At 75.7% G+C, this 3036-nt stretch carries 2 protein-coding genes and 3 pseudogenes; all 5 read right to left on the bottom strand.

The window, feature by feature from the left end; genetic code table 11:
• Nucleotides 1-279 (bottom strand): annotated as a pseudogene (locus ACWGIU_RS34220) (hypothetical protein); the annotation flags it as partial.
• 12 nt (nt 280-291) lie between these two features.
• The gene (locus tag ACWGIU_RS34215) at nt 292-492 is read right to left on the bottom strand and encodes a BBE domain-containing protein (RefSeq protein WP_453711998.1); all 201 of its coding nucleotides are present in this window, start codon (nt 490-492) and stop codon (nt 292-294) included.
• Between the two features lie 740 nt (nt 493-1232).
• A pseudogene (locus ACWGIU_RS34210) lies at nt 1233-1811 on the bottom strand (FAD-binding oxidoreductase); the annotation flags it as partial.
• A 378-nt stretch (nt 1812-2189) separates the two neighbouring features.
• On the bottom strand, nt 2190-2843 hold the full coding sequence (locus ACWGIU_RS34205) for a class I SAM-dependent DNA methyltransferase (RefSeq protein WP_453711997.1): 654 nt from the start codon (nt 2841-2843) through the stop codon (nt 2190-2192).
• A 58-nt stretch (nt 2844-2901) separates the two neighbouring features.
• A pseudogene (locus ACWGIU_RS34200) lies at nt 2902-3036 on the bottom strand (IucA/IucC family protein); the annotation flags it as partial.

The following is a 3036-nucleotide window of genomic DNA, read 5'->3' as shown; positions in this document are numbered from 1 at the left end:
GCTGACGTCCTCGCCCCCGGGTTCGGCCGACTCCGGCGGTCCGGGCAGGCCGTAGGACGGCGCGGCATCCACGCGATCGGGCGGCACGGGCGGCAACGGGGCGGCGGATGCCATCCGTTCGGCGGTCCAGAAGGACTGCGCCTCACGCGCCGACCAGCGGCCGACGGCCACCGGGGCGGCGACGCCCACGGCCTTGGCCACCGGCAGCGGCCCTCCCGGCACCAGCAGGGCGGCCATCACCGCGGCCATCACTGCGGCCATCCTCAACGTACGTCGCATGCCGGACACTCCCTAAACGGCCTGGGGGAAACGGAAGAGCCGGTCCGGGTCGTGGACACCCCGGACCTCCTGCAGGCGCGCGAGGTTCGGGCCGTAGTAGGCCTCGCGCCAGCCGGTGAGCTTCGGGTCGGTGTAGTTCTGGTAGGCGCGGCCGCCCGCCCAACGGCGCAGGTCCTGCCAGAGCCCGGCGAGCCAGCCCTGATGCCGGGCCACCCCTCGGCGGCCGGTGCGGACCCGGGCCAGTAGGCCAGGTACTGGGCGAGGAAGAGGCTGTCGCGGTGCACGAAGGCGGTCGAGCCGGCCGGGACGCGGTTCACCGCACCGCCGCAGACCCCGTCGAACTGCACCACGCCCAGGCCGCCCCGGGGAACGCTCGTCCCGTACCGCCGCACGGCGTCCAGGACCGTCACGATCGCCGCGTCGGGCAGCCCGCCGCCCGCCCAGAAGTCGGACCGGGCGGCGTACGGGTCCCGGCCGAGCCGTCCCTGCGGGTCCCGGCCGGGCAGGGTGCCCGGCAGCCGGCACCGGACGGGGCTCGGCTCCAGGCAGCCCGACATGGCCCGGACCGTGTCCTCGTGGCTGCGTACCGTGATCCAGCTGTCCCGCGGTGCCCCGCCGACCAGGTCGGACAGCCGGGTCAACTGCCCCTCCAGCTCCGGGCGCCCGTCGAGGCACACCACCCGCACCACCGGTGCCGCCCCGGCCCCGGCACCCACCTCGACCGTGAACTCCAGCTGGCTCCAGAACGGATCCGGCAGCCCGGCCGGCCAGCCGCGCAGCACGGCCGCGGAGTCGCCGCCGGGCCAGTGGAGTTCGGCGAAGGCGCACGGGCCGATCGGGTGCGTGCGGAAGCGGAACTCGGTGACCACGCCGAAGTTGCCGCCACCTCCGCCGCGCAGCGCCCGGAAGAGCTCCGGATCGCGGTCCGCGGAGACCTCGGGGACGATCCCGTCGGGGGTGACCACCCGGGCCCCGGTGAGCCGGTCGGCGGTGGTCCCGTACGCCCGCGAGGCCAGGCCCAGGCCGCCGCCGAGGGTGAGTCCGGCGATGCCGACGGAGGGGCACAGCCCCGTCGGGACGGACCGGCCGCGCCCGGCGAGGGCCGCGTGCACGTCCCCGAGCCGGGCACCGGCGCCGACCCGCACACCGCCGCTGTCGGCGTCGCCCTCGACCGACACCGCGGCCATGGCTCCGGTGTCGACGACCAGCCCGGCGGACCGGGTGGACCAGCCGGCGTAGCTGTGCCCGCCGCCGCGCGGAACCACGGGCGCGCCGGAGCGGCGGGCGAAGTCCAGGCAGACGGCCACGTCCCCGGCGTGCGCGGGATAGGCCACCGCGGCCGGGGCGACGGTGTCGTACCGGGGCTGGAACAGCCGACGGGCCTCCGGGTGGTCCCGGTCCCCCGGAAGCACGACGCGCCCGTCGATCCCGCGCGCCGGCGCACCGTAGTCCGGGGCCCGGGCCGCCGCCCCGACGGTGGCGAGGACGGCCGAGGCCGCGCTGCCCAGGACCTGGCGGCGATTGAGGCTCATACCTCCTTCCTGCCACCGCCCGGGTCGATAGCCGTGCAGGCGGGTCCCACGCGCACCGGGGTGCCCCCTGAACGGCGCACAGCCGAAACGGCTCGGCTTGTCCTATTGCCGTAGCGCGAATCCCTGCCGGGATCCACACCCCGAAACCCTGCCGCGATCCTTACCGCGTGCCGCGTGCCGCGTGCCGCGTGCCGCCGTCCGCGAACGGCCGCCGTACGCCGCCCGATGGCCCTGGCAGATCCGGGGCTGCCGAGGAACCGGCTCGGCACACCCTGATGCGTGGCGTGACACGGCCGCCGCTGCGCTGGTGAACGCGAGGCCCGGCCCCACGGCCCCCGCCGTGCGTTGCCGGGGCAGGCAGGCCCGTGCGGACACGACCTAACCCTTGCACGCCAGCAGGAAGCCCTGGGGGGTCCTCTCGTCGGGGCCGGCCTCCCGCACCAGCCGGGCCACCTCCGTCAGCCCGGCCCCCGCCAGCAGGCCGGCGATCAGCTCGGGCGGTGTCCGGTACACGTCGAGGTCGACCGGATGCCCGTACGCGTGGTCCAGCCGGATCAGCTCGTCGCCCGCCTTGAAGGCGATCAGGAGGTGGCCGCCCGGCGCCAGCACCCGGGCGAACTCCGCGAACAGCGCAGGCAGCTCCGAGGGCGGGGTGTGCACGGTCGAGTACCAGGCCAGCACCCCGCCGAGGACACCGTCGGCCACGTCCAGGGCGGCCATCGATCCCACCTCGAACCGCAGCCCCGGATACGTCCGGCGGGCCACCGCCACCATCGCCGGCGAGAGGTCGACGCCGAAGGCCCGTACACCGAGCCCGGCCAGATGCGCCGTCACCCGGCCCGGACCGCAGCCCAGGTCGGCCACCGCCCGGCCCCTGCCGCCCGAGTCCTCGCGCACGTACTCGGCGAAGGCCGCCAACATGGCCCGGTCCAGCGGCTTTCCGGCCAGTTCCGCGCTGAGCAGCCGTGCGTAGTCGACGGCGACGGCGTCGTAGGACGCCCGTACGGAGCTGAGGTACGAGGTCTCTGTCATGCCCCTGAACAGTAGCCTCCGGAGCCCCTCCGAGGGGAAACGGACCGAGTGCTCCCGCTCACCCCCCGATCAGCGGATTGGGCAGTTCCGCCCACTGATCGCCCGGAACCCCGGGGCTCAGCCGCATCAAGGTGAGCGCCTTGGTGGGCAGCGGCCCGCTCAGCAGCGCCCCGGTGTCCGAGGTGGCCGGCAG

The sequence above is a fragment of the Streptomyces sp. NPDC054840 genome, from assembly GCF_053611065.1.
The sequence above is the reverse complement of the archived record's forward strand: the minus strand, read 5'-3'. Positions and strand labels throughout refer to the sequence as shown.